Source organism: Nannocystis bainbridge (assembly GCF_028368995.1).
GTDB classification, from domain to species: domain Bacteria; phylum Myxococcota_A; class Polyangia; order Nannocystales; family Nannocystaceae; genus Nannocystis; species Nannocystis bainbridge.
The window spans coordinates 41,388-68,273 of the sequence record NZ_JAQNDL010000003.1; the positions used below are offsets into that span (position 1 = coordinate 41,388).

A 26,886-nucleotide genomic window follows, 5' to 3' on the forward strand; every position below is an offset into this window, starting at 1 on the left:
TCCGGGCGTTTGTCGCTCGCGCCGCGAGGTCGGGTCCGCTAGCATCCGCGCCCCCATGGACCTCGCCGCCGAGTTCATCAAGCACTTCCCGATCGCCTCTGGCCGGTTCTCCCTCGAGCTGGTCCCCGACACCGTCGTCGAGGCGCAGCCCGACGGCTGGAGGACGCCGATCCGCCTGTTCTTGTGGGACACGCTCGACGACGGCAAGCGGGCCATCCGCGACATCCGCGAGCAGGAGGTGCAATGGCTGCCCGCCGAGGCCGCCGACGATCCGCGGGTCGCCGCCTACCTCGAGGGCTGGGCCGCGGCCGTGCGCGCCATCTTCGAGCGCCACGAGGAGCGGCTGGCCGCCGGCGCGGAGATCGACAAGAGCAACTACTTCGACCTCCCGGCGGACCTGGTCTGCCCCGAGGTCCTGCAGCTGCGCCGGCCGCAGACCGCCGACGAGTTCACCGAGACGCTGCTCGCCAGCAAGCAGCGCCTCGGCCGGTTTCTGCCGTAGCGGCGCGCGCCTCAGCGCCCGTCGGGGTTCGATTCGCTGCAGTAGCGCAGGGCGTCCTGCAGCGAGCGCAGCGTGTGAAGCCGGCTGAGGTCGAGGCCGAGCTCGGCCATGATTCGGGCGATCGGCGGGCGGATGCCGGTGATGATCGCCTGGGCGCCGAGCAGGCGCACGCTGTGGATGATGCGCACCAGGTGCTCGGCCGAGGTCGGGTCCACCGTGTCGACGCCGGTCAGGTCGAGGATGGCGAAGCGGGCCCGCTTGCTCGCGATCGCCTGGAGCAGCTCGTGAAGGATGCTGGTCGCCCGCTGCTCGTCGAGCGAGCCGACCAGCGGGACCGCCAGCGCGTCGTGCCCGACCTCGATGATCGGGCTCGACAGGCGCACGATGGCCTCCTTCTGCTCCTGAATGATGCGCACCTGCGAGCGCAGCAGCTCCTCGGTGCGCCGACGCTCGGTGATGTCGGAGGCGATGCAATAGGCCCCGGCGTTGTTGCCGTGGGCGTCGCGGCGCGGCAGCGTGATCTGGCTGTAGAGCGACTCGCCGAAGCCGAACTCGATCACGCGCGTCTCGCCGCGGAAGGCCGCGCTCATGGCCAGGCCGATGTCGGGGATGAGGGTGTTGTAGGCTTCGAACACGTTGACGCCGACGTTCTGCCCCGGTTTGAGGCCGATCTGCGCCAGCAGGCCGCCCTCGGAGACCTCGCAGACGCCGCGGGTGTCGACCGCGAACACGTTGGTCGGGACGTTGTTGACCAGCTCGCGCAGCAGCTCGGCCTGACGCACGGTGGTGAGGTCGCGGGTGACGTCGAGGGCGAGCATCGCGGCGCCGACGATCGCGCCGTCCGGTCCGCGCAGCGGGTAGAACGAATGCAGCCAGTACGCCTGGCCGTGGACGCTCTCGACCCGCACTTGCTCGCCCTGAAGGCTGCGGCGGAAATGCTCGAGCACGCCGGGTTGCCCGGCGAACGCCTGCGCCAGCGAGGCGCCGACGGTCGCGGTCGCGGCGACCCCCATGGCCTCGAGCCCCCTGCCCTCGGCCAGCGTCAACACCTCGCCGGCGTCGATGCCGATCAGCGTCGTGCTCTCGGACTCGAGCAGCCCGGTCAGGACCTGAAACTTGAGAGCAGGATCTGCGGTCGCCATCGGGCCGCACTATATCGGAGCGGCGGCGCGACTGCACCGACCTCTACCGGTCGGAACAGCGACTCGCGCCCGTGCGGCCGGCCATGCGCGATTCCGGGACCCGCCGGCAATGGCGTGACCCGGGACCCCACGAGGCTCGATTCAGCGCAGAACCGAGCCTCGTGCGATACGGCGCAGCCGGAGCGTCTTCATCCGGCGGCGCCCGTCGATCACCAGAAGCACCACTCGACCTCGTCGCCGTTGAGCGTGCCGTCGAGGTCGCGGTCGAGCGCCACCCGCTGGCCCGAGCCGCGCGGGACGCAGGTGAAGGTCAGCTCCTGCTGGGGGAGCAGCGCGCGGGCCCGCAGCTGCGCCTCGGTGAGCGCCGGCTTGAGCCGCTGGTCCTGCACGAACGCGGTGCCGTTCCACAGGTAGCCGCGCCGCTCACCCAGGTACGAGCCGTGGGCCACCAGGTCGCAGTCGCCGGCGCTCGCGCGGGCCCGCAGCAGCGTGATCCGCGACGAGACGACGGTGCTGTTGCTGCTGGTGAGGGTGATCTGCTGGCCGACGCTCGGGGCCATGTTGGAGTCGAAGGCGAGCACGAACGCCTCGACCTGGCGCCGCTCGGTCGGGGTGTCGGACTCGAGCCCGCCGGGGTTGAAGATCGGGTCCTCGACGAAGCCGATCTGGCTGAGGAAGCCGAACACCGAGTCCATCGAGCCCTCGTGGGTGTAGCCGAAGCCGCGAATCTGGTCGCCGAGGAAGCTGTCGTCCTCCTGGGGGTTGATGGAGGTGTTGCGCGGCAGGCCGAACTTGCCGATCTTCGTATAGGCGTTGCGCAGGTGCGGGACCTTCATGGTCTGCACGAACTCGGTGCCGACGTACGAGCCGTCGGAGCCGAAGAAGCCCGGGCGTTCGACGCCGTACTGGGCGTTGCCGGCCGGATCGAGCACGTGACAGAAATTGCAGGTCATGCCGAGCGTGGCCGGCTTGTTCATGTATAGGTCGCGACCGGCGGCCTGGAACGGGGTCAGCGAGTTGTCGAGGTTGCGCACCGGGTTCGGCGGGTAGGTCAGCTGCATCGCGAAGTCGGTGAACTTCTGCATGTCGGTCGCGGGGATCTCCTGCGTCCGGCCCATGACCTCGACGAACGTCTTGTTGAACTGCTTGAACGCGGTGAGCTCGTCGAACGAACCCTGGTTCGGCTGCGCGTTCGGCGGGAAGTTCGGGCTGGTCTTGTCGCCGCGCCAGTGCATCGCGCCATGGTTGGCCATGCCGCGCAGGCTCTGGGTCGTCATCGGCCCCTTCATCGGGTGGAAATCGATCGGGAAGTCGGGCAGGAAGATGGTCTTGAACGGCCCGGGCGCGATGGTGACGTCGCCGTCGGGGTTGCCGAGGTCCCACGCCAGGTGGTCGACGTCGCCGTACACGTGACAGCTCGCGCAGGCCGAGTCGCCGCGGCCCGAGGTGTAGGTCGCGTCGTAAAGGAAGCGGCGGCCCTCGGTCACGCTCGCCGGCTCCGGGTTGTGCATCGCCAGGTGCTGGATCTCGTCGCCGTCGTCGGTGTCGATGATCGAGACCGCGTTGTCGAAGCGGGTCATCACATACAGACGGTCGCGTGACTCGTCGAGCAGCACCGCCGTCGGTCCGCCGCCGGCGACCTGGATCTGCTCACACGGGTCGGGCCAGAAGGTGTTGTTCTCGAGCGCGGCGGTGTCGTACACGCCGATCTTGTCGGACCCGAGGGCGGCGACGTAGAGGGTGTTGCCGTCGGCCGAGATGGCCATGCCCTGCGGCAGCGCGAGGCTGAGCTCGGCGTCCTCGTTCGGCAGCGGCTGGAACGGCGCCTCGAAGTCGAGGTGCGGGTTCAGGTGGCGGGTCGTGACCGTGTTGCCCTGCGGGTTCAGGATCGAGATGTTGTTCTCGGCGAAGTGGCCGTTGACATTGGTCTCGGCGAACACGCCCGGCCCCGCGAAGCGGACCTCGTTGCGCGCGGAGGTGTTGCTGACGTAGATCTTCCCACTCACCGGGTTGACGATCATGTTGTAGAGGATGGCGCCGACGCCGGTGTAGAAGCCGGCGGCCCCGGTGACCTGCGTCGGGGTCGCGGCGTTGGCGTCGATGACGAACACGTCCTTGTCGGGCAGGCTGAACTTGACGTCCTCGTCCCACTGGACGCCGCGCTCGTCGACCCAGTGCTGCCCGTCGTACTTGACGATCAGCGGGTTGCCCGGCGCGGCGACGCCGGCGTGGTTGGTGTTCGGCTCCGGGGTGTCGCCGCCGACCAGCACCGAGTCGATCGTGGTCGTGCGATTGCCGGAGAAGTGCGCGGCCGCGTACACCTTCGAGCCGTCGGGGGACGTCGCCAGCGCCCGCGGGGTGTCGGCGAACAGGGTGATGACCGTCTTGGGCGTGCCGCCGGCGCTCGCGCCGAGGTTGTTCGCGTCGAACACCCAGACATCGGCCCGGCCGACGCTCGGGGTCGTCAGCTGCGGGTCGAAGCCGATGTTCTGCCCCCGGTGGGCGGTGGTGATGAACGCCCGGTTCTTGCCCGGGCCGGCGAACACGATGTCGCGCGGCTCGTCGCCGACCAGGAGCGTCCGCGTGACGCGATTGGCGGCGGCGGTGCCGACATAGACGACACTGACACTGTCCGACACGTGATTGACGACCCACACCTCGGTGTTGCTGCGGGCCGCCACGGCGACCGGCTCGACGCCGACGGGGATCGAGGTCCGGTGCGACAGGCCCCACCAGGTCACGTCGTAGACCTCGAGCTGACCGTCGGGCGTGTTGACCGCGAATAACGTCTTCTTGTCGGGCGAGAGGGCAAGCGGACGGACCTGTCCGCTTTCGAACAGGGTGTACGAAGGAGGAGCCGTCGCCCCTGCCGTCCCCGCCGTCCCCAACATCAACCCGAGACCTACCGACCACGAAAGTACGCGCACGCCTATCGAGAGCATCCCCACCTCCAACTGCACAGAGCCGATTTTCAACGATCGTCCCCCCCCAGGGTCCGATCCCATTGTCGCGTGTCCGTCAGACCGTGCCGCGCACGGCGCCGACGTATTAGTGCATGTTAGCAGGTCAACAGATCCTAGGGCTACGATTAATTCATGGATTTAAATCGTGGCCGCTCTCGGGTCTCGATGTCCCACCGCACCCGACTCGGCTCTCGGGGGCCGAAGGCCGCGCGGGTGGCTGTATGTACAATCGCCACAGCGAAGACCGCGCGTCTCGACAATTGCCGAACCCCGCCGAGCGAGGCTGCGGCGGGGTGTCGCGGGGGGCGGCCGGGCGGCGAGCGGCCGTCAGGCGGAGGTCATCGTGATCGGCAGCGACTTGAAGCCGCGGACCATCATGCTCGGCAACCATTCGAGCGGCGCGTCGCTGGCGAGGCGCAGGTCGGAGAAGGTCCGGAGCAGCGTTTGAATGGCCAGACGTCCCTCGAGCCGCGACAGCGCCGCGCCCGGGCAAGTGTGGATACCAGAACTGAAGGACAGGTGACGTACGTCCTGGCGCTCGATGTCGAACCGGTCGGGATCGGGGAATCGATGACCGTCTCGGTTCGCGGAGCAGAGGACGCTCAGCACATAGTCGCCGGCGGGGATCCGGCCCCCCGGCAGATCGGTGATGTCCACGAGCGCGCGGCGGAAGGTGCCGAACGTCGGGCCGTCGAACCGCATCAGCTCCTCGAGCGCGTTGTCGAGGAGGCGCGGCTCCTGGCGCAGGCGCTGCGCCTGCTCGGGCCGGCGCACGAGGATGTTGACCGCGTTGGCCACCATGTACAGCGTCGTCTCCTGGCTGGCCAGGAACAGGGTCACGCACATCGCCACGAGCTCGGTGTCGGTCATGCCGACGCCGTCGACGCGCGCCTCGACCAGCTTGCTCAGCAGGTCCTCGGTCGAGCGGCTGCGCCGCGCGGCGATGTGCGCGTTGAAGTATTCGTAGTAGCTCATGACGCCGCGGTACGCCGACTCGACAGCCTCGGCGGTGGCGATGCCCGCGCCGAACAGCGACATCACGATCAGCGCGTCCTCCCGCAGCCGCTCGCCGTCCTCGCGCGGGATGCCCATGAGCTCGCTGAACACGATCATCGGCAGCTGCGCGGCGAAGTCGGCCACCACGTCCATGCGCCCGCGCGGGCGCACGGCCGCCAGCAATTCGTCGATCGCGTGCTGGATCCGCGGCCGCAGCCGCTCGACCGCCTGGACCGTGAACGCGCGGGAGATCAGCGCGCGCAGCCGCGTGTGGTTCGGCGGGTCCATGAACGCGACCCAGCTCGACACGAACGTGTTGAACACCTCGAGCTTGTCACGCACGCTCTCGGGCGCGCCGACGCCGTACTGTTCGACCTTCGAGTTGGAGAACTCCGACTTGCTGTCGCGTAGGACCCGCTGGACGTCGGCGTAGCGGGTGAGGACCCAGCTCTTGAGCAAGGGGTGCCAAAATACCGGCTCTTCCTCGCGCATGCGCGCCAGCGTCGGATAGGGGTCGGCGAAGAAAGCTGGGCTGAGAATGTCGAACTTGACGGGGGGCGCGGTCGGTTGATGAGACATCGGCGAGGGCTCCGAGGCCGTGGCGGCGACGGGGCGGCCGGGCCCGTCGACGGCGGTCGAGATGCTTGAGCATACATCGCCGCGCCACGGTGGAGAATGGGCGCTGGGGACCCTTCTGCGAGTGCCGTGGTGCGCGTGCGACTGGTGCATCGTCGAACGCGTGTGAACGCTGCGGATGGAGCAAGGCGCGGTTTCGTGCCGTTTGCGCGCCATGGCCCGCGGACGATTGTTCGTGCGTCATCGCCGCCAGGGCGGCAAGGGCCGACCTCGCCTGCGGGCGTGGCCCTGCGCGCCGCGCGAATGCAGGGGTGACGACAAGGACGCCGCCAGCGCGGCCAGACGGTATGATACGACGGTTCGGCTCAGCGACGCTCGACATGGACGCCTCTCCACGGTTCTCGCTCAAGCAACGGCTCCACGAGGGGCAGAACTCGATCATCTTCCGCGGCGTCCGCGAAGACGAGCAGACCCCCGTCGTCATCAAGGTGCTGAAGGGCGAGTACCCCAGCCCCCGCGCATTGAGACAGTTGCGCCGCGAGTTCGTCACGCTGCGCGAGCTCGAGGTGCCGGGGGTCGTGCGCGTCTATTCGCTCGAGAACTACGGCAACGGGCTCGCGCTGGTGATGGAGGACGACGGCGGCGTGCCGCTCAGCGACGTCATCCACGGCGAGGCGCTGCAGCTGCGGCGGGCGCTCGAGCTGGGCGTGGCGCTGGCCGACACCCTGGCGCGCCTGCACGCGCGGGCGATCATCCACAAGGACATCAAGCCGCACAACATCCTCGTCAATTCGACGACCGGCAGCGTCAAGCTGATCGACTTCGGCATCGCTACCAACCTGGCCCATGAGACAGCCCAGGTCTCGAGCCCCGAGGCGCTCGAGGGCACGCTGATGTACATGTCGCCCGAGCAGAGCGGGCGGGTCAACCGGATCGTCGACCAGCGCACCGACCTCTACTCGCTCGGCGTCACGCTCTACGAGATGCTGACGGGCGCGGTCCCGTTCAACGCCAACGACGCGATGGAGCTGGTCCACAGCCACATCGCCCGCACGCCGGTGCCGCCGTGGGTGCGCACGCCGACGGTCCCCCGCGCGGTCTCCGACATCGTCATGAAGCTGCTGGCCAAGGGGCCGGAGGACCGCTACCAGCACGCGCTCGGGCTGTCGGCCGACCTCGCCCGCTGCCTGGCGGCGCTCGACGAGACCGGCGAGATCGAGGCGTTCGAGCTCGGCCAGCGCGACCGCGCCGACGTGCTGCGCATCCCGCAGAAGCTGTACGGCCGCGAGGCCGACATCCGCGCCCTGACCGAGGCGTTCGGGCGGGTCCAGGACGGCCGCCCCGAGCTGGTGCTGGTCGGCGGCGGCGCGGGCGTCGGCAAGTCGATGCTGGCCCACGAGGTCCACCGCGTGATCGCCCGCGGCGGCGGCCGCTTCGTCACCGGCAAGTTCGACCTGGTCCAGCGCAACATCCCGTTCAGCGCCCTGGCGGCGGCCCTGTCCGACCTGCTGCGCCAGCTGCTGACCGAGTCGTCGCGCACGCTGGCGGAGTGGCGCACGCGCATCCAGCTGGCCGTCGGCAGCAGCGGCCAGCTGGTCGTCGACCTCGTGCCCGAGCTCGAGCGGATCCTCGGCAAGCAGCCGCCGCTGCCGCCGCTGCGCCCGACCGAGTCGCAGAACCGCTTCGGCCTGGTGATGCAGAACTTCGTGCGCGCCCTGTGCCCGCGCACGTCGCCGCTGGTGATCTTCCTCGACGACCTGCAGTGGGCCGACGCCGGCTCTCTGTCGCTGCTGCGGCTCATCCTCACCGATCCCGACGGCGGCCACCTGCTGCTGGTCGGGGCCTATCGCGACGGCGAGGTGGACCTCGCCCACCCGCTGCGCGCGACGGTCACCCAGCTGCGCAAGGACGGCGTGGCCCTCACCGAGCTCGCGCTCGGCCCGCTCGACCGCGCCAGCGTGCGCGCGCTGCTGGCCGAGACGCTGCTCCGCGAGCGCCCCGGGTCGCCGCCGCCGCGCGAAGAGGTCGAGCGGCTCGAGAGCCTCGCCACGCTGGTGTTCGACAAGACCCACGGCAACCCGTTCTTCCTGACGCAGTTCCTGACGATGCTGCATCGGAACGGGCAGATCCGCTTCGACGCGACCACCGGCGGGTGGGCGTGGGACACGGCCGCGGTGGCCGCGGCCCCGATCACCGAGAACGTGGCCGAGCTGATGTCGGAGCGGCTGCGCGAGTTCCCGGGCGACACCCAGCGCCTGCTCGCCGTCGCCGCCTGCGTCGGCCACGAGTTCGACGTCGTGACCCTGGCGCGGATCGCCGAGCGCAGCACCGGCCGCGTCGCCGCCACGCTGTGGCCGGCGCTGCAGGCCGGCCTGGTCGTGCCGCTCGACTCCAACTACCGCCTGCTCGAGGCGATCGACGACGGCGCGCCCGAGGCGAATGAGACAGTGGAGCTGGTGGTCGCCTGCCGGTTCCTCCACGACCGCGTGCAGCAGGCCGCGCTGTCGCTCAGCACGCCCGAGGCGCTGCACGAGGTCCACCTGCGGATCGGTCGCAGCCTGCAGGCCGCCCACGTCGGCGAGCTCCGCGGCGACGCGCTGTTCGACGTGGTCCGCCACCTCAACGCCGGCGCGCCGCGCCTCGACGACCCCGGCGAGCGCCTGCATTTGGCCCGCGCCAACCTCGAGGCCGCGCGCGCGGCCAAGCGCGCCACCGCCTACGCCGCCGGCGCCGCGTTCGCCTCGGCCGGCATCGCGGTGCTGCCGACGGACGCGTGGGACTCGCAGTACGCGCTGACGCTCGCGCTGCACCGCGAGCAGGCCGAGTGCGACTACATGTGCGGCCGCGTCGACCGGGCCGACGCCAAGCTCGCGGACCTGATCGGTCGCGCCCGCTCGCCGGTCGAGCAGGCCGACCTGTTCGCCCTGCGGGTGATGCTGCTGTCGTCGCAGGGCCGCTTCGCCGAGGGCCTGGCGGCCAGCCGCGTCGGTCTACAGCAGTTCGGCGAGCTGCTGCCGGAGACGCCCGAGGCGACGATGGCGACCTTCGGCGCGGTCTACGGCGAGATCGAGGCGACGCTGGCCGGCCGCACGGTCGAGTCGCTGGCCGACGCGCCGGCGATGCGCGACCCGGCCCACAGCGCGGTGCTCCGCCTGCTCAACGAGGCGTTCGGCGCCGGCTTCGTGGTCGACGCCCGCCTCGGCTCGGTCGTCATCCTCAAGCACGTCCTGCTGTCGCTCACCCGCGGCCCGGGCGAGCTGTCGGCCTTCGGCTACGCGACCTTCGGCTACCTGCTGGTCGGCCCGCTCGGCCGCCCCGCCGACGCGCTGCGCTACGGCCGGCTGGCGCTGCAATTGCTAGAGCGCTTCACGTCGACCGAGGTCGCCAGCCGCGTGCACTTCATGGTCGGCTTCTACACCGGCCACACCCGCCCGCTGCGCGACAGCCTGCACCACCTCCACCAGGCCCGCGTGCTCGGGCTCGAGACGGGCGACTTCATGTACGCCTCGCAAGGGGCGGTGTTCCACGCGCTGGCCAACCTGCGCCGCGGCGAGGACCTGTCGGCGGTCCGCGAGGAGATCGATCAAGGCCTGGCGCTGATGGTCCGCACGCGCGACGCGATGTCGACCGCGCAGCTGGTGCTGCTCGGCAACGTGGTCGACGCGCTGCAGCACGAGCAGTGGTTCCACGGGCCGCTGGTCGGCGACAACGAGGGCGAGACCGAGTGGCTGCGCGGGGTCGACGCGAGCGGGCTCGTGATCGTCCGCTTCCTCCATCACGTCAGCAAGCTGATGACGGCGACGCTGTTCGAGGCGTACCCGGAGGCGCTGGCGCTGGCCGCCGCGGCCCAGCCGTTCATGGCGGTCGCCGTCGGCGGGCCGCACACCGCCGACCTGCCGTTTTACGCCGCGCTGGCGCTGGCGGCCAGCCACGCGACCGCGGCCGACGAGGCCGAGCGCGCGGCGCTGATGGCCCAGCTGCTGGCGCACCGGGCGACCACGGCCCAGTGGGCGCTGCTGTGCCCCGAGAACGAGCAGCACCGCCTGCACATCCTCGACGCCGAGATCGCCCGCATCCGCGGCCAGGACCTGGTCGCGCTCGACGAGTACGACCGCGCGATCGAGTGGGCCCGCCGCAGCCAGTTCATCCACCACGAGGCGATCGCCAACGAGCTGTGCGGCCGCTTCCACCAGGCCCGCGGCCGGGCCCAGATCGCCCGCGTGTACCTCGGCCAGGCCCGCTACGGCTACGAGCGCTGGGGCGCGCTGGCGAAGGTGCGCGCGCTCGACGTCAAGTACCCGCACCTGGCCGCCCGCGCCGAGAGCGTCGGCACGACGATCACCGCCAGCAGCAACCGCGCGCTCATCACCAGCTCGCTGTCGACCACCGGCAACCAGGGCCTGGACCTCACCAGCGTGATCAAGGCCGCGCAGGCGCTGACGGCCGAGATCGCGGTCGAGCCGCTGCTCGAGAAGATCATCCAGATCATGATCGAGAACGCCGGGGCCCGCCGCGGCGTGCTGCTGCTCGAGCGCGAGGGCCAGCTGAGCGTGGTCGCCGAGTCGTCGGTCGACACCGGGTCATACACGCTGAAGCAGCCGCTGCCGCTGGCCGAGGCGGCGTCGGTGCCGGTGTCGATCGTCAACTACGTGGTCCACACCACCGACAGCGTGGTGCTCGAGGACGCCGCCCGCGCCGGGCCGTTCACCACCGACACGTACGTGGCCCGCAGCGGGATGCGCTCGGTGCTGTGCACGCCGCTGGTCCACCAGACCAAGCTGACCGGGGTGCTGTACCTCGAGAACGAGCTGATCCCGTCGGTGTTCCCCGAGGCCCGGCTGCACACGCTCAAGCTGATCGCGTCGCAGGCGGCGATCTCGATCGAGAACGCCAACCTGTACGCGAACATGGAGCGGCTGGTGCAGAAGCGCACCGACGAGCTGCACCGCGTCAATCAATCGCTGACGGCCAGCAACGCCGAGCTCGACGCGTTCGCCCGCACGGTCGCCCACGACCTCAAGAACCCGCTCGGGGCGATGGTCGGCTACTCGGAGTACCTGCTCGAGCACATCGACGAGGTCGACTCCGACGAGGTCGAACGCGTGGTCGAGAACATCCGCCGGGCGTCGCACACGGCCACCAACATCATCGACGAGCTGCTGCTGCTGGCCGGAGTGCGCAAGCAGCAGATCCAGACCAGCCGCCTCGACATGGCGGCGATCATGCGCCAGGTCGAGCAGCGCATGGACTACATGCTGCGCGAGTACGGCGGCGAGATCGCGGCGCCCCAGGCGTGGCCGTCGGCGCTCGGCTACGCGCCGTGGATCGAAGAGGCGTGGACGAACTACATCAGCAACGGGCTGAAGTACGGCGGGTCGCCGCCGCGGCTGCAGCTCGGCGCCGACGCGATCGAGGGCAAGGTCCGCTTCTGGGTCCGCGACAACGGGCCAGGCATCGACCAGGAGGCGCAAGCGAAGCTGTTCGCGGAGTTCTCCCGGCTCGATACGGTGCGCGCGGAAGGCCACGGGTTGGGGCTGTCGATCGTGCGCCGCATCATCGAGCGCCTGGGCGGCAGCGTGGGGGTCGAGAGCGAACTCGGCGGCGGCAGCCTGTTCTTCTTCACGCTGCCAGCTGCGTGAGGCGGGCTCTCGCTGCGCGGGCGGGCTCGCTTGCTGCGGCGGGCGGCATCGGGCTCTCGGTGCGGCGGGCTCTTGCTGCGCGGGTGGTTCAGGATGCCCGGCAGGCTCGGGGCCTTGCTGCGCGGGCGGGCCCGAGCTCTTGCTTCGCGGGCGGGCTCGAGCTCTTGCTTCGCGGGGGGCTCGAGCTCTTGCTTCGCGAATTGCCGACCGCGCCTCGCGGGGGGTTCGGGGAAGGGCCGGCCGCGAGTTAACCGGCAGATGGATGCTCGTTCCTCGCACCCATCCCGCCTCTAATTCGCGGCCGGCCCTTCCCCGAACCCCTTGCACGGCTGCAGCCGTGAGAGGCCGACTCGCCGTCGTCGGCTCCGCTGCGGGATTGTGTTCGCGGAGATCGTGGGGCGCCTGTTCGACGGCCAGGACTGGCCGCCGAACAGACGCTTTCTCGCGTCAATAACGGCGTGTCTCCCCGCGCGGCGAGGTCTGCCGCGTCCGCGGCGCTCCTCTTCGTGTCGCGAGGCCTCCGCGTGCCCGGCGACTCTCACCGCGCAACGACGGGTCTCGCGTGCAGGCGACTCTCTTCACGCGACGATGTCTCTCGCGTTGCACGACGACTCTCTTCGCGCGACGAGGCTTCCCGTGCACGTTGACTCTCGGCGCGCGACTTCCCGTGCGTGCACGACGACCCTCTTCGCGCGACGAGGCCTCCCGTGCACGATGACTCTCGGCGCGTGACGACTTCCCGTGCGTGCACGACGACCCTCTTCGCGCGACGACATCTCTCGCGCACGACGACTCTCTTCGCGCGCCGATGCCTCCCGCGTGCACCGCAATTCTCTTCGCGCGACGACGGCTCCTGCGTGCCCCATGACTCCCTTCGCGCGCCGATGCCTCCCGCGTGTACGGCAACTCTCTTCGCGGGACGACGGCTCCTGCGTGCCCCGTGACTCTCTTCGCGCGCCGATGCCTCCCGCGTGTACGGCAACTCTCTTCGCGGGACGACGGCTCCTGCGTGCCCCGTGACTCTCTTCGCGCGACGACGTCTTCCGCGCGCGACGACGACTCGCGCCTCACGGCTCTCATGCATGGCCGCAGGGCTTCAGAGCCGCTCAGCCGCTGTCATGAGCGCATGGGCCCGCCGGAGCGCGTGCGAGCCGTCAGCGGGCGCGTACGCCGTAGAGGAAGCGGGCGTAGCCGATCTCGGCGGCGTTCTTCATCAGCTCGACGTTGGCCCACGCGAGCACGTCGGCGAATGGGCGGTCCGGGAACGGCCAGCGGGTGCGCTGCGGGGAGCGCAGGTCGTCGTCGTCGAGCGCCTCGACGGCGGCGCGCCAGCTCGACTGGAGGCGGCCGAGCCGTTCGCGCACGCTCTCGGCGTCGCCGGGCCAGGCGACGTCCTCGCGCATCAGCGTGGCGGCGCCGAAGGAGTGGTCGAGCGCCATCGACCACCAGAAGCCGATGTGCCAGGTCAGCCAGGCGATGCTCGGCGGGCCGATGTCGTAACCCTCGTGCTCGGGCCAGTCGGCGCGCCAGCGGCCATCGACCGCGCGGTGGACGTGCAACCCGACGTGCGCCGGTCGCCACAGGCACTCCTCCGTGGTGAGGCCGTCGAGGTGATACTGGGCCAGCATCCACGCGGTGTCGAGCTGCCGCAGCAGGATGTCGCGGGCTTCGGTGGGCATCGCCGGAGATCTTCGAGAAGAGCGCCGCAGAAATCAAGCCGGCGCACCGGCGACGCCAAAAGACGGCACATCCCTCCTGTGCGCGAGGCCTGCCCTGCCGGCCCTCGATTCATGAATCCGATGGCCGCAGGCAGGCCCGTGCAGGGCTCGCGGATGAGATGTCCCGAGAGACAGATCGTGATTCAAGCCCGAGCACACCGTCGCGGCCCGACGCAGCGGTCCTCGACCGACACGACCGTGCCGCTGATCTCGCGGGCCTCAGCAGCGCCCTCTCACCCACGCGGCCGTCTCGCGGTCTCGGCCCGCCCGCCCGCGTGACAGCCCCACTGGCTCGCTGGCCTCGACAGCGCTCCTCTGACGACACGGCGTCGCGCCCGTCCTCGCGGTCCTCGGCCGCGCCGGCGCGGCGAGCCTCAGCCCAGCTCCACGTAGTTGCCGGGCACGGCGGGTGGCAGCATGGCGCCGTCGCGTAGCATCGAGAACAGCAGCTCCATGGTGTTCGCGCCGTGCGACTCGACGACGCGGCGGCCGTATGTGCCCGTGCCGATGTAGTAGCGCCGATCGGGCGAGACGATCGCGTCGAGGACCATGCGTCCTTCGTCATCGCGCAGCTCGACTTGCTCCCACCCGAGCGCCGTGCAGACCCGCTCGCCCCAGGCCGCCCCGACCACGCGGTGAAACCTGCGCTGCGCGAACTCGCCAGCGATGAACCGATCGACCCGCGCCGCGAGCTCGCGGATCGCCGCGACCGGATCGGCAGGCGGTAACGCGTCGAACGCCCGCCAATCGAGCTCCTCGATCGCAGCCGGCACGCGCGCACGGGACCGCTCGCGCAACCTCCCGCCCGGCACGACCCGCTCCCACCCGCCCTCCGACGACCACGTCGCCTGCGCCACCCTGGTCGAGCGCCCCGCGACCTTCTTCGCCGCCTGCGCCGTGCTTCTCGCGGCCTTCTTCGTCCCCGAGCGGTTCGTCGTCCTCCCCGCGGCGTTCTTCACCGACGACTTCCTCGTCGTGCTTCCCGCGGCCTCCTTCGCCGACGACTTCTGCGCCGTACTCTCCGCAACTTTTTTCGCCGACGACTTCTGCGCCGTACTCTCCGCGCCCTTCTTCGCCGGCGAGCTCTTCGTCGTGCTTACCGCAGTCTTCTTCGCCGCCGCCGTCTTCGCCGTACTTCCCGCGGTCTCCTGCGACGACGCCTTCTTCGTCGTACTTCCCGCGGTCTTCTTCGTCGACGACTTCTTCGTCGTCCTCCCCGCGGCCCCCTTCGCCGCCCCCTTCTTCGTCGTCCTCCCCGCGGCCCTCTTCGCCGCCGACGTCTTCGTCGCGCCCCCCGCGGCCTTCTTCGCCGCCGACGTCTTCGTCACGCGCCCCGCGGCCTTCTTCGCAGCCGTCGTCTTCGTCGCGGCGCTTCCCGCGGCCTTCTTCGCAGCCGACGACCTCTTCGCCGTGCGTCCTGTCTTCTTGTGTGCCGACGACTTCTTCGCCGCGCTTCCCACGGCCTTCTTCTCCGACGACCGCTTCGCCGCACTCCCCGCCCCAACTGTCTGCGGCGACCCCCCCGCGGCCTTCTCCGTGCCGGTCTCGCGCTCCGCCGAATGTCGCCTCGCTGCCCTCTTCGCACCAGCCGCGGGCTTCTTCTGCGTCGCCGTCGTCTTCACGCCTGCTCCACTCCTCGTCGTCGTCTTCAAATCGTCTCGCGCCCCGTCGTCTTCTTCATCGCTGATTTCCTCGCCGTTGTCTCGCACCCTGGTTCGCGCCAGCAGTCGCGCTTCCGCAGTGAACCTCGCACACCTCCGCCCCGGACGCTCCGCTGAGCGCACGCGGGTCGGCGGCGGTCGACTCGCCGCAGTCGAGCATCAAGCGACCTGGATCTCCACAGACTGCCCGCCGACCGAGTGAGGGCACAGCTCTCGACCGCGCGACACTTGCCGCAAGAACCATCCGGCCTGGACGTCTCGCATCGCTATCTGTCTTCAAAGACAGCTCACGCCGACCTACGCAACCCAGCACGCGGCACGAAGAACCAACTCGGTTCATGCCCCCAGGCACACCGGGCCTGAGCGATGCACCCGCTCGATCTGGCCTGGCTTCGAGAAGCCATCACGAGCACGAGGGGTCTGCAGAACTGATCTGTCCTTTCGAACAGCCCTATCCCGAACGGTCTCCGCCCGGCGAAGCGCGGGGCTCGCGACGATCCTCGCAGGCGGGCACGGAGCGGCGGAGTGGGACGCAGGTGGGACGGAGCCTGTTTCACCGCGCGCAGGCGCCAACGCTCGCCGTTCACGCCCTGGCCTGCGCGCTGGCCGATCTGCCTTCAAGGACAGATGGCGCCGAGCACGTGAGGGCGCCCGCCGTCGCGAGGGACCCACTCCGCCGCTCCGTGCCCGCCGTCACCCGGTTCTCCGCGCCCCGCGCCCCCGCACACGCCCCGTTCCTCGCCCCTCGCCAAACTCGCCCCGCGCCCCCGTACACGCCCCGTTCCTCGACCCTCGCCAAACGCGCCCACGCCCCCGCACACGCCCCGTTCCCCGCCCCTCGCCAAACTCGCCCGCGCCCCCGCTCCTCGACCCGCCGATCTCTCGAACACGCTCCATCACTCGACCGAGCCCCCGCACACGCTCCGGCCCTCGACCGAGCCGAGACCGAGACCGAGACCGACCCCCGACCTCTCATGCGCGCGACTCCAGCTCTCCGGAGCCGCGCGCGCAGCCTCACCGTCGCAGATGCCGGTCGATCAGCCGCGCCAGCGTCTCCACCCACGGCTCGTCCATCATCGTGAAGTGGTCGCCTGGAGTTCGGTACAGCGAGAACGGCCCTTCCACCAGGTCCAGCCAGTACATCCCTGCGTGTGTGTCGCGGGTGTCGCGTTGTTCGTTCGCTGCGAAGTACACCACCTCGGCCGCGATCGGCTGCGGCTTGTAGCGTTGCTCGGCCAGGCACGTCGCCAGCACGATCTGTCGCAGCGCTGCGTCCGTCTCGAGCGCCGCCACGAAGCTCTGGTACGACGGTGACTCGCACGAAGCGAACGCCTCGTGGCTGCGGAGGAAATCCTCGATCGTCAGGATCACGTCCTCGTACACTGCCGGCATCGACGGCGCATCCAGGATCAGCAGGCGCACCGTGTGGCCGCGGCTTTCCAGCTGGCGGGCCACCTCGTACGCCGTGATCCCGCCTGCCGAGTGCCCGCCCACGATGAACGGCCCCTCTGGTTGTTCGCGCAGGATCTCCGCCACATAGCGCTCGGCCATCGCGGGCACCTCGTCGAGCACTGGCTCGCCCGCGTCCGTGCCTGACGCTCGCACCCCGAAGATCGCCGCCCCGCCCGCATCCAGGTGGCGGCTCAGCGGCAGGTACGTGTACACCGTCCCCCCGATCGGCTGGACCAGGAAGATCGGCCGCGTCCCTGGCTTGCCTGGCCGCAGCGGCACCAGCAGCGAGCGCTCGCCCTCCTCTGCTCCCCCGCCGATCAGGCTGCGCAGCGCCGCCACGAACTCGGCGAAGTTCGGGTGCTCGAGCAGCGCGTGGACTGGCGTCGTCACCCCGAAGCGTTCGCGGACGCGGGCCCGGATCTTCACAGCCGTCAGCGACGTCCCGCCGAGGTCGAAGAAGTTGTCCGAATCGTGCACCCGCGTCACTCCCAGCGCCTCGCGCCAGATCTCCGCCACGATCGCCGCCAGCCCGTCGCGCGGCGCCTCCTCCCGCGCCTCGCTCGAGTTCGCCGCCGGCTCTGGCGTCGGGGCTGCAAGCACCAGCGTCGGCCCGGCCGGTCGCACCTCGATCGCGTGGCGCGTGCGCGCGAACGGGTACGTCGGCAGCGGCAGCTTGCGCCGCGGCTCCTCCCCCGCGAACGCTTGCCAGTCGATCGGCGCCCCTGCGCACCACAGCTGCCCGAGCGCCAGCAGCAGCGCCTCGAGCTCGCTGCGACCCGCGCGCGGGTGGGCCATCGCCGCCACCACCAGCCGGTCCGGCCCCGCATCCGGGTGATTGCGGATGAAGCTCGCCAGGTGCCCGCCCGGGCCCACCTCGAGGCACACCGTATCCGGGTCCGCGTGCAGCGTCGCCGTCCCGTCGGCGAAGCGGACCGTCTGGCGCAGGTGGCGGCCCCAGTAGCCCGGGTCGCACAGCTCCGCCCCGATCCACTCCCCCGTCATCCCCGACACCATCCGGATCTGCGGCGGCGAGAACTCCACCGCGCGCGCCCGCTCCACCAGTCGTTCGACCAGCGGCTCCATCAGCGCCGAGTGCGACGCCGTGGCGATCGGCAGTCGGCGGGCCTCGATGCCTGCCTCCACCAGCGCCGCCAGGAACGGCTCCATCGCCGTCATCGCCCCTGCCACCACGCACGACTCCGGCCCGTTGATGGCCGCCAGCGACAGCCCAGGCACCAGCCGCGCCGCCGCGGCCGCCGGCGCCAGCGGCACCGCCACCATCGCCGCCGGCGGGGCCGCGTCGCACAGCGCCCCGCGGATCGCCACCAGCGCCACCGCGTCGGCCAGCGAGAACACCCCCGCCACCGCCGCCGCCACGTACTCCCCGAGGCTGTGGCCGAACAGCGCCGCCGGGCGCACGCCCCAGTCGATCAGCACCTGCGCCAGCGCGTACTCGACCGCGAAGATCGTCGCCATGTTGCGCGACGGCGCCAGCAGCCGCTGCTTCGCCGCCTCGTACCCGCCCGGCGGCGGATACATCGCCGTCCGGATGTCCTCCCCCAGCTCGGCCACGAACAGCTCCGCGCACGCGTCGAGGGCCGCGCGGAACACCGGCAGCTCCGCGTACAGCTCGCGGCCCATGTCGACGTGCTGACTACCGCCGCCGGGGAACACGAACACCACCTGCGGCGCGCGGGCGCGCACCTGCCCGCGGACCATCTGGCCCGGGCTGCGGCCGGCCAGGGCCGCCTGCGCCCCGGCCCCTTCGCGGCAGACCACCACCGCGCGCGCCGGCGCCAGCGCCGTCCGCTGCTGCAGCGTGTACGCCACGTCGGCCAGCGGCAGCGTCGGCCGCTCGCCCAGGTGCGCCGCCAGCAGCTCCGCGCGCGAGCCCAGGGCGGCGCTCGTGCGCGCCGACAGGGGCAACATCTGCCACGCCCGGCCCGGCCCGCCCGGCCCCGGGTTCGGCGCCGCCTCGAGCACCACGTGCGCATTCGTCCCGCCCACCCCGAACGCGCTCACCCCCGCGCGCCGCGGCCCTGCCTGCTCCGGCCACGCCACCGCCGTCGCCGGCACGAAGAACGGGCTCTCTGCCAGCCGCAGCTCCGGGCTCGGCGCCGTGAAGTGCAGCGTCCCCGGGATCTGGCCGCGCTCCAGCGCCAGCGTCGCCTTGATCAGCCCCGTCACCCCCGCCGCCGCGCTGAGGTGGCCCAGGTTGCTCTTGATCGATCCCAGCGCGCACCCGCCGATCCGCGCCTCCGCGGCCGCGAACACCCGCGTCAGCGCCGCGACCTCGATCGGGTCGCCCAGCCGCGTCGCCGTCCCGTGGGCCTCGACCAGCCCCACGCTCGCCGGCGACACCTCGGCCGCCGCGTAGGCCCGGCGCAGCACGTCGACCTGGCCCTGCAGCCCTGGCGCCGTGTAGCCGACCTTGTCCGCCCCGTCGTTGCCGATCGCCGAGCCGCGGATCACCGCCCGGATCGCGTCGCCGTCGCGCAACGCGTCGCCCAGGCGCTTCAGCACCACCACCCCGACCCCGCTGGCCGCCACCGTGCCCGCGGCCGCGGCGTCGAACGGCCGGCAGTGCCCGTCGGGCGACAGGATCGATCCATCCTCGTGGACGTGGCCCAGCACCGTCGCCGGCGCCACCGCGGCCCCGCCGGCCAGGGCCACGTCGCACTCGCCCGCGCGCAGGCTCTGGCTGGCCAGGTGGACCGCCACCAGCGACGTCGAGCACGCCGACAGCACCGTCACCGCCGGCCCGCGCAGCCCCAGCTTGTAGGCCACGCGCGACGTCAGGTTGTCGGGGATGTTGGCCACCCCGCGCTGGAACTCGTCGATCCCGCCCGCGCCGCCGCCGAGCGCCAGCCAGTGGCGCGGCGCGTCGCAGCCGCCGAACACCCCCACGCGGTCCGACCCGCGCGACGGATCGCAGGCCGCGTCCTCGAGCGCCGCGAACGCGGCCTCGAGGAACACCCGCTGCTGCGGATCCATCAGCCGCGCCTCCTGCGGGCTGTAGCCGAAGAACCCCGCGTCGAAGCAGAACGCGTCGCTCATCACCCCGAACGCCGGCACGAAGCCCGGCACCCGTTCGACGCCCGCCGCCGCCAGCGCCTCGTCATCGGAGAAATGAATGCCCTCGACCCCGGCGAGCAGGTTGTGCCACAGCGCCTCGACGTCGTCGGCCCCGGGGAAGCGCCCCGCCATGCCGACGATCGCGATCGCTTCGACACTCGCCTGCGGACGGATCGCGATCGCAGCGCTCGCCACCTCCGGCACCGCCCCCGCCAGCCGCCCTGCCAGGCTGCGGATCGTCGGGTGCTGGAACAGCTCGACCATGTCGAGCCGGCGCCCGAACTTCGCCTCGATCGCCGTGCGCACCCGCGCCAGCAGCAGCGAGTGCCCGCCGAGCTCGAAGAACGCCTCGTCGATCCCGACCTCCGCCAGCCCCAGCGCCTCGCGCCAGATCTCCGCCAGCCCCCGCTCCACCTGCGAGCGCGGCAGCGCGATCGTCCGCGCCTCTGCTCGCGGGCTGCGGTCCGCCAGCGCCTGCACGTCGACCTTGCCGTTCGGCAGCGTCGGCAGCGAAGCCACCGGCACCACCGCCGACGGCACCATGTGCCCCGGCAGCCGCGCCCGCGCGAACTCTCGCACCGCCCCTGCCAGCTCCGCTTCGGGCTCGCGCGGCACCACGTACGCCACCAGCTCCTGGCGGACCACCACCACCGCCGCGTCGCTCACCTCCGGGTGGGCGCGGACCACCGCCTCGACCTCGCCGAGCTCGATGCGGAACCCGCGGAGCTTCACCTGGCGATCGAGGCGCCCCGCGAACTCGAGCTGCCCGTCGGCCCGCCAGCGCACGCGGTCGCCGGTGCGGTACAGCCGGGCCCCTGGCGCCGCCGAGAACGGGTCCGGCACGAAGCGCTCGGCCGTCAGCCCTGGCCGCCCCAGGTACCCGCGCGCCACCCCGGCGCCGCCGACGTGGAGCTCGCCGAACACCCCGATCGGCGCCGGCTCGCCCGCCGGGTCGAGCACGTACACCTGCACGCCCGCCAGCGGCCCCCCGATCGGCGGCGGGCCCTCGCCCGGCTCGCACGCCGCCGCCGTCGCGCACACCGTCGTCTCGGTCGGCCCGTAGGCGTTGACGAACCGGCGCCCGCGGCCCCAGCGGCGCACCAGCTCGGCGCTGCAGGCCTCGCCCGCCGCCACCACGTGCACCAGGTCCGGCAGCGGCTCGTCGCCCATCGCCGCCAGCAGCGACGGCGGCAGCACGCACATCGACACCCGTTGCTCGCGCAGCAGCGCCGCGAACTCCGGCCCTGGCACCGGCAGCCCTGGCGGCACCAGGCACAGCGTCGCCCCCGCGCCCCACGCCAGCAGCAGCTCGAACACGAACGCGTCGAAGCTCAGCGCCGAGAACTGCAGCACCACGCTGCCGTCCGTCAGCCCGAACAGCCCCCGCTGCGCCCGCGCCAGGTTGATCGCGCTGCGGTGCTCGATCACCACCCCCTTCGGCCGGCCCGTCGAGCCCGACGTGTAGATCACATAGGCCGCGCGCCCCGGATCGTCGCTCACCGTCACGTCCGTCGCCTCGGCCGCGATCGCCTCGTGATCGGCGTCGAGCCGGATCACCTGGCGCCCCGCGAACCGCTCCGCCAGGCGCGCCTGCGTCAGCACCACCTGCGCCCCGCTGTCGGCCAGCATGAACTGCAGCCGCTCCGCCGGGTACGCCGGGTCGAGCGGCAAAAACGCCGCCCCGGCCTTGAGCACCGCCACCACCGCGATCACCAGCTCGAGCGAGCGCTCGACGCTGATCGCCACCAGCGACTCCGCTCCCACGCCGCGGGCCGCCAGGTGGCGCGCCAGCAGCTCCGCGCGCCGCTCGAGCTCCCCGTACGTCAGCCGCGCCGCCCCGAGCATCACCGCCACTCGCAGCGGATCGCTGGCGGCCGCCTCGGCCACCAGCGCGTGCATCATCGCCGCCCCGCCCTGCGCCAGCGCCGGCGTCGCATTCCAGCGCGTCACCACCTCGGCCCGCTCCTCCGGCCCGAGCAGCGGCGCCTGCGACACCCGCCCTTGCGGCCGCGCGATCGCCCCGCGCAGCAGCGCCAGCAGGTGCTCGCCCATGCGCTCGATCGTCGCCCGCTCGAACAGGTCCGCGCTGTACTCGAGCAGCGCCGACAGCTCGCCGTCCTCGTCGCGCACGTAAAGCGTCAGGTCGAACACCGCCCGCGGCACGTCCGCCTCGACGCTCTCGACCTCCAGCCCCGCCAGCCGCAGCTCGCGGGCCCCCGGGGGCTGCGGCGCGAAGCCGACCTGCACGATCGGGTTGTGGCTCAGCGTCCGCTCGGGCCGCAGCTCCTGGACGATGCGGTCGAACGGCACCGCGTCGTGATCGTAGGCCGCCAGCGTCGTCTTGCGCACCTGCGTCAGCAGCTCGGCGAAGCTCGGGTCGCTGGCCAGGTCGACGCGGATCGGCAGCGTATTGACGAAGAACCCGACCAGCCCCTCGAGCTCGACCCGATCGCGGGCCGCCGTCGGCACCCCGAGCACGATCGTCGATTCACCGGCGTAGCGGTGCAGCAGCGCCGCGAACCCGGCCAGCAGCACCAGCGTCGGCGACAGCCCCGCCGGCGCGCCCAGGCGGCGCAGCCCCGCGCTGACCTCGGCCCCCGGCCGCAGCGCGACCGCCCCGCCGCGGAAGCTCTGCACGCTCGGCCGCGGCCGGTCGGTCGGCAGCGACAACAGCCGTGGCGCCCCCGCCAGCGCCTCGCGCCACCACGCGATCGACCGCTCCAGCCCCTGCTGCAGGCGCCCGCGCTCCCACGCCGCGTAGTCGGCGAACTGCAGCCCCAGCGGCACCAGCCCGGCCGCCATCCCCCGGCGCTCCGCCTCGTAAAGGGCCGCCAGCTCGTCGAGCAGCAGCCGCATCGACCACCCGTCGACGACGATGTGGTGCAGGTCGAGCAGCAGGAAATGCTCATCGTCGGCGAGCTGGATCAGGCACCCGCGGAACAGCGGGCCGCGCGACAGATCGAACGGCCGCCGCACCTCGCTCGCGAGCCGGCGCTCGAGCTCGAGCGCGCGCAGCTCGGCCGGCAGGCTGCGCAGGTCGAAGCGGCGCAGCGGCACCGCCACGCGCTCGCCGATCACCTGCCGCGCCTGGCCTGCGACCTCGACGAAGGTCGTGCGCAGCGACTCGTGGCGCTCGACCAGCGCATCGAGCCCGCGCTGCAGCGCCGCCGCGTCGAGCGACCCGCGCAGGCGGAACCCGTGCGGGCAGTTGTAGGCCGTGCTGTCCGGCGCCAGGCGGTCGAGGAAGAACAGCCGCTCCTGCGCCAGCGACAGCGGCAGCGGCCCGTCCCGCCGCGCCGGCGCGATCGGGCTCGGCTCGCTCGCCGGCGCCCGTCGGGCCCGCACCAGCCCCGCCAGCGCCGCCACCGTCGGCCCCGCGTAGAGCTGCGCCAGTGACAGCTCGACCGCGAACGTCCGCCGCACCCGCGCCAGCACCTGCGTCGCCAGCAGCGAGTGTCCGCCGAGCGCGAAGAAATCGTCGTGCGCCCCGACCCGCTCGACCTTCAACACGTCCTGCCAGATCGCCGCCAGCGACACCTCGAGCTCCGAGCGCGGCGGCACCGACGTGCTCGCCGTCGCGTCGTCCTCCGGCCGCGGCAGCGCCCGCTTGTCGATCTTCCCGTTGGGCGTCAGCGGCATCGCCGGCAGCCCGACGAACGCCGTCGGGATCATCGCCTCCGTCAGCGACCGGCGCAGGAACACCCGCAGCTCGGCCGCCACGTCGCAGGCCGCCTCGCCGTGGCTGGCCACGAAGTAGGCCACCAGCCGGCGCTCGCCCGGCGTGTCCTCGCGGGCGACCACCACCGCCTCCTGCACCCGCGGGTGGCGGGAGATCGCCGACAGCACCTCGCCGAGCTCGACCCGGACCCCGCGGATCTTCACCTGGTCGTCGCGCCGGCCCAGGTAATCGATGGTGCCGTCGGGCCGCTGGCGGGTGATGTCGCCGGTGCGATAAAGGCGGGCGCCGGGCTCGCTGGCGAACGGGTCGGGCACGAACCGCTCGGCCGTCAGGTCGGGCCGGCCCCAGTAGCCGCGGGCCAGGCCCTCGCCGCCGAGGTACAGCTCGCCGGGCACGCCGACCGGGCACGGGTTCATGTGCGGGTCGAGCACGAACACCCGCGTATTGGCGATCGGCCGCCCGATCGGCGGGTGCGGCACCCACTGCGAGCGCGCTTCGGGCAGCGCGTACGCGGTCACCACGTGCGTCTCCGCCGGCCCGTAGTGGTTGTGCAGCGTGCACCGCGGCAGCCGCTCGAACAGCGCGATCACGGGCGCGGTCAGGTGCATCTGCTCGCCCGACGTCGTCACCTCTCGCAGGCTGCGCAGCACCTCGGGCCGGTCGGCGAACTCCTCCGCCAGCTGCTGCAGCACCACCACCGGCAGGATGACCTTCTCGAGCGCCTCGGCCTCGATCGTCGCCCCGAGCCGGGCCACGTCGTGGCGGACCGCCTCGTCGATCATGTGGACCGCGCCGCCGGTGCGCCACGCCGTGAACAGCTCGTAGAAGCACAGATCGAAGCCCAGCGCCGCGAACTGCAGCGTGCGCGCCCCGCCGAGCAGCGCCTCCGCGTGCCACTCGATCAGATTGACCAGCGCCGCGTGCGGCATGCCGATCCCCTTCGGCCGGCCCGTCGAGCCCGACGTGTAGATCACGTAGGCCAGGTCGCCCGGGTCGGTGCGCGGCAGCGGCACCGGGCTGGCCTCGACCGCCACCTCGACCAGCACCGGCTGGGCCTGGCTCGGCGGCAGCGTGGCCGCCAGGTCGGCGCGCGTCACCATCGCCACCGCCCCGCTGTCGGCCACGATCCACGCCAGCCGCTCCGGCGGGTAGGCCGGGTCGAGCGGCACGTAGGTCCCGCCCGCCAGCAAGATCGCCAGCACCCCGACCGCCAGCTCGAGCGAGCGGTCGAGGAACAGCCCCACCGGCACGTCGGCGCCGACCCCCAGCCCGCGCAGGCGCCACGCCAGCCGGGTCGCGCGCGCCTGCAGCTCGCGGTACGTCAGGCTCTGGCCGCCGCACACCACCGCCGGCGCGTCGGGCGTGCGCGAGGCCTGGGCCGCGAACAGCCCCTGCAGGCAATCGGGCCCGAGGTAGGCCGCGCCGGTCGCGTTCCACGCGTGCACCACCGTCTGCAGCTCGGCCGGCACCAGCAGCGCCAGCGTGCTGACCGGCCGCGCCGGCTCGGCCAGCGCCGCCACCAGCACCATCTCCCAGTGACCGAGCAGCCGCGCCACCGTGTCGGGCTCGAACAGGTCGCGGTCGTACGCGGCCAGCAGCAGCCCCTCGCGCAGATCGATCGCCAGCTCGAGCTCGTGCGCGACGACCCCGAGGTCGAGCGCGACCCCCGACGGCTCGTCGCTGGCGCCGTGGAAATACACCTGGCACTCGGGCGCGCGAGTCGTCATCGCCGCCACCAGCGAGGCCAGCGCGCCGTGCTCCTGCGCCGTGGCGATCGCCGCCTGCGTGCGCGCCAGCAGCGAACCGAAGCCCTGCTCCGGCAGGACCGCGACGCGCAGCATCCAGCGGTCGGCCACCGGCCCCAGGCGCGGCTTCTCGCCCGCCTGGGCCGCGCGCGCCTCGACCACCAGCTCGGCCTGCCCGGTGTAGCGGTGCAGCACCGCCAGCAGGCCGGTCAGCGCGACCGTCTCGACCTCGACCCCGCCGCGGGAGGCCGCGGCCGTCAGCGCCGCCGGCACGTCGTCGCCGAGCCGCCGCGACGCCCTGGCCCCAGGACGGGCCGGCACCGGCGAGCGCGGGCGATCCACCGGCAGCTCGAGCAGCGCCGGCGCGCCGGCGTGCTGGGCTTGCCACCAGGCGATCGCGCTGCGGGTCTGCGGCGACTCCAGCGACTCGGCCTGGGCCCGCAGGTGCTGGGTATAACGCCCGGTCACCTGTCCGGGCATTGGACCGGACCCCTCCACCAGCATTCGCCATTCCTTAAGGAGGCACTCCGCGTCGCTGTCTGCATCGGCGAGCAGCGCGTGCACGACCAATACTGCCAGGTGCCGATCGGCGCGCTGGCGGATCAGGCAGACTCGCCACGGCGGCTCGGCCTGCGGATCGAGCCCGCCGCGCGCCGCCTCGCCGGCGCGGCACAGCACCTCCTCCTCGCTCCAGTCGCCGCCCTCGACGCGGACCAGCCGCGGCGACGCGGCCGCGGCGATCACCTGCAGCAGCCGCGCTTCGCCGGTCTCCTGCGTCCCCTCGCAGAAGGTCGTCCGCAGCAGATCGTGGCGCTCCCCGAGCCGCAGCGTCGCCTGCTCGAGCCGCCCGACGTCGACCGCCCCGTCGACCCACGCCGCGGCGCAGCGGTGGTGGACCGGCGACGGCCCGAACAGCCCCAGACGCAGCCATACCAGCGCCTGCTCGCAAGAAGCAGCGATTGTGTAGCCGGCGACAGGACCCTCGCGGTGCGGCGGTCCGAGGTCGATCGAGTCCACTCCTGTGTATACATCCGAGCGACGAAGGTGCACATTTCCCCCTGGATGCGCGAACAGCACGCGCTGGAGCGATCTGCTCCCGTCCCGCGGATTCGCCTCGGCGCGGATACGTATCGCCGGGTGAATGTCCGTAGTCGTGGAGCCAAATAAAAGGCGAAGTCCCGTGCAGCGGGTGTGAATAGATATACACCGCGCCACACCGCCGACTACCAGGAATTCTACTGAGCGGACAGATGTCCGCAAGTCACCTCGCAAATGTCATTTGCCAGACTCACGAACTCGCGACGCAGTCCGGCGAACAAGCACTCTCGCGTCGGCGCCTCGGCGCGGCGAGGTCCGCGGAGATCTCTCTTGTGAATGACGTCGTGGAACAATTGCGGCTCCTGCAGTGAAACGCCCGCCGCGCGCCTCGCCCGGTCCGCAGCCGTTCGCCGGCCCTCGGCAGGAGCGGTCGGCATCGCGCATCCTTGGCTGTGCATCGGTGTGTCTCCACATTTCACGAGCGCTCGCGGACGCGGACGCTCTTCAGGCGAACGGTCGTCGACTGCTGCTTGCCGGGCCCCTGACCGGGCCGCCCGGCGCGACCTGACGGTGAACGAACGTCCCGGAGATCGCCGGGCGAAATCATGGCACCCCGCATCGAGGTGCCTGCAATCGATCGCGGCCGCGTGTTCGTCGCGGCTGGCGACGCGCGCGCGACGGGCCCGCGCCCCTGCGCGTG

General features: G+C 72.0%; 9 protein-coding genes. 3 read left to right on the forward strand and 6 right to left on the reverse strand.

Annotation, left to right across the window (positions count from 1 at the left end; genetic code table 11):
* Nucleotides 1–55 precede the first annotated feature (55 nt).
* On the forward strand, nt 56–502 hold the full coding sequence (locus POL25_RS25705; RefSeq protein ID WP_272088829.1) for a hypothetical protein: 447 nt from the start codon (nt 56–58) through the stop codon (nt 500–502).
* 11 nt (nt 503–513) lie between these two features.
* Here POL25_RS25705 and POL25_RS25710 read toward each other — a convergent pair whose 3' ends face one another.
* The 3 genes from POL25_RS25710 to POL25_RS25720 all read right to left on the reverse strand — a co-directional run bounded on the left by POL25_RS25710 (nt 514) and on the right by POL25_RS25720 (nt 6,182).
* On the reverse strand, nt 514–1,644 hold the full coding sequence (locus tag POL25_RS25710) for an STAS domain-containing protein (protein WP_272088830.1): 1,131 nt from the start codon (nt 1,642–1,644) through the stop codon (nt 514–516).
* Between the two features lie 209 nt (nt 1,645–1,853).
* A complete protein-coding gene (locus tag POL25_RS25715; protein ID WP_272088831.1) occupies nt 1,854–4,535 on the reverse strand; it encodes a YncE family protein in 2,682 nt (893 codons plus the stop codon).
* Between the two features lie 399 nt (nt 4,536–4,934).
* Nucleotides 4,935–6,182, reverse strand: a complete 1,248-nt coding sequence (locus tag POL25_RS25720; RefSeq protein WP_272088832.1) for a cytochrome P450 — start codon at nt 6,180–6,182, stop codon at nt 4,935–4,937.
* Nucleotides 6,183–6,559: 377 nt separating this feature from the next.
* Here POL25_RS25720 and POL25_RS25725 point away from each other — a divergent pair, with 377 nt between their 5' ends.
* Nucleotides 6,560–11,818 carry an ATP-binding sensor histidine kinase gene (locus POL25_RS25725; RefSeq protein WP_272088833.1) on the forward strand — a complete coding sequence of 1,753 codons (5,259 nt, stop codon included), beginning with the start codon at nt 6,560–6,562 and terminating at the stop codon, nt 11,816–11,818.
* Nucleotides 11,819–12,972: 1,154 nt separating this feature from the next.
* On the opposite strand, the gene POL25_RS25730 is transcribed toward POL25_RS25725, so the two are convergent.
* Together POL25_RS25730 and POL25_RS25735 are read right to left on the reverse strand one after the other, a co-directional pair.
* A complete protein-coding gene (locus POL25_RS25730) occupies nt 12,973–13,497 on the reverse strand; it encodes a DinB family protein (protein ID WP_272088834.1) in 525 nt (174 codons plus the stop codon).
* A 413-nt stretch (nt 13,498–13,910) separates the two neighbouring features.
* A complete protein-coding gene (locus POL25_RS25735; protein ID WP_272088835.1) occupies nt 13,911–14,168 on the reverse strand; it encodes a hypothetical protein in 258 nt (85 codons plus the stop codon).
* A 34-nt stretch (nt 14,169–14,202) separates the two neighbouring features.
* Between POL25_RS25735 and POL25_RS25740 the strand changes: the two genes are divergently transcribed.
* Nucleotides 14,203–15,399 (forward strand): hypothetical protein, encoded by a 1,197-nt coding sequence (locus POL25_RS25740; protein WP_272088836.1) that lies wholly within the window; start codon nt 14,203–14,205, stop codon nt 15,397–15,399.
* Nucleotides 15,400–16,211: 812 nt separating this feature from the next.
* Here POL25_RS25740 and POL25_RS25745 read toward each other — a convergent pair.
* Entirely contained in the window at nt 16,212–26,165 is a 9,954-nt protein-coding gene (locus POL25_RS25745; protein WP_272088837.1) for a non-ribosomal peptide synthetase/type I polyketide synthase, read from the reverse strand.
* Between the last annotated feature and the right edge of the window lie 721 nt (nt 26,166–26,886).